The 3,960-nt window shown below is 51.4% G+C and carries 4 protein-coding genes; all 4 read left to right on the top strand.

All coding sequences use genetic code 11. The annotated features are described in order from the left end of the window. The first annotated feature begins 468 nt into the window (after nt 1-468). A complete protein-coding gene (locus tag Xvie_RS26725; RefSeq protein WP_086110746.1) occupies nt 469-1,062 on the top strand; it encodes an RNA polymerase subunit sigma-70 in 594 nt (197 codons plus the stop codon). After that, nucleotides 1,028-3,010 carry a phage terminase large subunit family protein gene (locus Xvie_RS26730; protein WP_086110747.1) on the top strand — a complete coding sequence of 661 codons (1,983 nt, stop codon included), beginning with the start codon at nt 1,028-1,030 and terminating at the stop codon, nt 3,008-3,010. The genes Xvie_RS26725 and Xvie_RS26730 overlap by 35 nt, the downstream gene beginning before the upstream one ends. Before the next feature lie 9 nt (nt 3,011-3,019). Next, nucleotides 3,020-3,271, top strand: a complete 252-nt coding sequence (gene gpW / locus Xvie_RS26735; protein ID WP_086110748.1) for a gpW family head-tail joining protein — start codon at nt 3,020-3,022, stop codon at nt 3,269-3,271. Beyond that, the coding region (locus tag Xvie_RS26740; RefSeq protein WP_139838904.1) for a phage portal protein at nt 3,271-3,960 on the top strand (690 nt) is incomplete at its 3' end. The genes gpW and Xvie_RS26740, both read left to right, overlap by 1 nt.

The following is a 3,960-nucleotide window of genomic DNA, read 5'->3' on the forward strand; positions in this document are numbered from 1 at the left end:
TGCTCATTCGGTTCGGTGATGCATTAACTGTTAAGCCGGTGCTCGGTTATCAGGAGCGGGCGCAACAAATGGCTCAGGCATTGTTACCACAGGCCATTAGCCGAGCATTGAGTGAAGCAATTCGAACAGCTAAATAGTAACTGGGACCGCAGTCCCAATTCATGGTCAATGATCAAAACTAAATGTGAATGCGGGCAAGTAATGCGAGGTAACAGCAATGGTAACGCTGCATAATTTTTTGGGTCCTTCCTAAGTGTTTGATATATCACGGGCATTGCGCGCCGCGATATTTCACTAGCTATGAACTTTTGAAATTTGGGTAACAGGTAACACATCGGTTTTTACGATGTTATACATATCCATTTGAAATATATAAATTAAAATTAATTTTCATACCATAAAAATATGTTACCTAACTTGTTACCTTCGTGAATGGGTAACAACAAGGGTAACAGTCAGGGTAACAATATGAATCAGTCAGATTTTGCAAAACTTCATGGCGTCAGCCGCAAGACCGTCACCCAGTGGAAAGCCCGTGGCTGGCTGGTTGTGGACGGTGACGACATTAATGTTGAAGCATCAAATGCCAACATTGCGCGTTACCGGAAAAGTGTTACCCGACCGGAAAAAAAAGCAGCAGATAACAGCAAAGGTAACAAGCAGGGTAACACTTCCCAAGGTAACACGTCGGGTAACAACCCAGACCCCGATACCCCGGCAAAAATTGTTGAACGCATTCTGACTGAACGTGGCGCAACGATGTCACTGGATGAGGCGCGTACCATGAAGGAAAACTATTTAGCGCTGTTGACCCAGTACGATTACGACCTGAAATCCGGCGCGGTCTTACCCTATCAAGACATGATTGATGCGGTAGGGCAGGAATATTCACGGATGCGAACTCGTCTAATAGCAATAGCCCCTGAACACGGACCCCGGCTCCGGGCGTTGGCGACAACGTCTGCGGATACGGAGTTTGTGTCCGCACTTCAGGAAATCATTCATGAGGCGATGGAGGAGTTAAGCCTTGATAACAGCGCAAACAGGGCCGAGGGGGGATAATGCATGGCAAAACTTCACCCGTGCACTGGTTCAGAAACGTGCTGATGTCAGACCTCCAGAGCCTTTATCCCTAAGCGAATGGGCGAATAAATACGCGGTATTGTCAAAAGAGAATGCCGCGCAAACGGGTAAATTTCGTTCGTTTAAATATCAGGATGGCATGATGGATGCCATTACCGATCCGAATGTGACTCAAGTGTCCGTGATGAAATCGGCACGAGTCGGTTACACCAAAATCCTGGACCATGTTGTCGGCTATTATCTGTCTCATGACCCATCACCCATATTAGTGGTACAGCCCCGCGTAGAGGATGCGGAAGATTACAGCAAGACCGAAATTGCCCCGATGCTGCGGGATACGCCGGTATTGAAAGATATCGCCGGCGAAGCGAAAGCCAAAGATTCTAACCAGACTATCCTGAAAAAGACCTTTTCCAACGGGGCTAACCTGACACTGGTCGGGGCTAATTCGCCGGGTGGCTTTCGTCGTATCACTTGTCGCATCATTCTGTTTGATGAAGTGGACGGTTATCCTTCTGGTGGTGCAGGTGCAGAGGGGGATCAAATAGCGCTGGGCATTAAACGCTCTGAAACGTTCTGGAACCGAAAAATTGTCTTGGGCTCTACGCCCACCGTAAAAGAAACCAGCCGGATAGAGAAAGCCTTTAAAGACAGTGACCAGCGTTACTATTACGTGCCTTGTCCCCATTGCGGGGAATATCAGGTGCTGGAATGGGGCAGTCCAGATTCCCCTTACGGCATCAAATGGGAAAAGGATGAGTACGGCAACGACTTACCGGAGACCGCCTATTATGTCTGTCGGCATCATGGTTGCGTCATTCAGGACAGTGACAAACCCGGCATGATTAAACGGGGGGGGTGGCGCGCCAGTCAGCCCTTTAAAGGTCATGCGGGTTTTCATATCTGGGCGGGGTACAGCCTGTTCCCGAATGCCGCGTGGAAAAATCTGGTGGCCGAATGGTTGCGGGTGAAGAACGATCCGTTGATGCGCCAGACCTTCATCAACCTTGTCCTCGGTGAGCCTTATGAAGATCGGGGAGAAAAGGCACTGAGCGAGAAAAAGCTCCTTGAGCGTTGTGAGGTGTGGGCGGCAGAAGTACCAGACGGAACAACCGTCATTACGGCAGGCATCGATACCCAGGACGACCGATTTGAAATTGAAGTCGTTGGTTGGGGACGAAGTGAAGAAAGCTGGTCGATTGCCCATGATGTGATTGAAGGTGACCTGGAAACAGACGAACCATGGGAACGCCTTGATGCTTACCTGAAACAAATTTGGCGTCGCGCAGACGGTCGGGGTTTTGCAGTGATAGCAGCCTGCATGGACTCCGGCGGTCATCACACTCAAAAAGTGTATGACTTCTGCCGTTCGCGGTTGGGTCGGCGTATCTGGGCGATCAAAGGGGAATCAGCCCGGGGCGGCAAACGCTCACCCATCTGGCCGACTAAACGCATTACCTCCCGCTCTAAATCGGGATTTAAGCCGGTGATTATTGGCGTCAATGCGGCAAAAGATGCCATTCGTGGCCGCCTGCATTTAGAACCCCCATCGGCGAATGAAGCCGCGCCCGCCTATATGCACTTTCCGGCTGACCGTGACCTGCATTATTTCAGCCAGTTATTGGCCGAGCGGTCGGTGATTAAAGTATCAGGTGGCCAGCGATATCGTGTGTGGGAGCAGATTCCCGGTCGGGCCAACGAAGCGCTGGACTGCCGCGTCTACAGCTACGCTGCGTTATGCGGCCTGATGTACATGGGGCTGAAACTGAATGCGCTGGCAGACAATATTGCCGGTAACCCTGAGCGGTTAATCGCCCCCCCGGCACAGCCCGAAGAAAAAACCAATCTGCGTTTCCCCGGGGCAATAATTCCTGAATCAACGGCGGAAAAGCCCAAACGGAAGCGCATGTCACAGCTTTTGCCCTAAGGAGAATGAATGCGACAAAGAACCAGTCTGCTGACCGGCATGAGCCGTGAACAGCTCAAAACAGCACTCAATACCGCCCAACAAGCGTATATCGAACTGTCAACCGGAACAAAAGGGGTCTCATTTTCGTATACGCAGGGTGACGGGACACGCTCCGTGTCGTATCAACAAACCAGCTTAGGCGATTTGTTAGCGCTGATTCAGGCCATACAGACCGAGCTGGGGATCACGACCCGGCGACCAATCAGGGTGAGATACTAATGAGCGTTAAAATCTTAGGACCCAATGGTGAGCCGTTGCCGCCCTCAAATGCCAGATTAAAATTTAACGCCTTATCGGGCAGCGGGCGCATTCCTTATGATGCCGCAGATTCATCCAGCGACCAGTTGGCAAACTGGCAACCGGCGCTGTGGTCACCGGATAATGAAATCAATATTTATCGGGACCGCATCGTGTCACGTATGCGCGATTTGGCGCGTAATGACGGTTGGGCGGCCGGTACTATCACCCGTGTGCTCGATAATGCCATCGGCGCGAACTACCGGCCGATATTTAAACCCGATTACCGGATGCTGAAATTACTCACAGGCAATAACGCCTTTGATGCGACCTGGGCGGATGAGTACGGCAAAGTGATTGAGGCACACTGGCGTTCGTGGGCGAATGATCCGGGGCTGTATTGTGATGTCGAACGCAAACAGACCGTGTCACAAATGCTGCGTCTCGGCTTTCGTCACAAATTGCTCGACGGGGATGCACTGGCGGTGCTGCAATATCGTACCGACAGGTTAGGTCCCGGTCGCGGACGTTATGCCACCACAGTGCAAATCATCGACCCGGATCGGCTCAGCAACCCACAGGAACGTTTTGATTTAGAGTCTGTTCGCGGCGGTGTTGAGATAGACAGTGACGGTGCGCCGACGGCGTATCACATCCGTGAGGCCCATATC

Source organism: Xenorhabdus vietnamensis (assembly GCF_002127535.1).
In the GTDB taxonomy this organism is placed as follows: Bacteria; Pseudomonadota; Gammaproteobacteria; order Enterobacterales; family Enterobacteriaceae; genus Xenorhabdus; species Xenorhabdus vietnamensis.

Excerpts from the sequence above, each read along its gene's own strand:
- Xvie_RS26725 (WP_086110746.1), top strand. The coding sequence starts at position 469 with ATGAATCAGTCAGATTTTGCAAAACTTCATGGCGTCAGCCGCAAGACC.
- gpW (WP_086110748.1), top strand. The coding sequence starts at position 3,020 with ATGCGACAAAGAACCAGTCTGCTGACCGGCATGAGCCGTGAACAGCTC.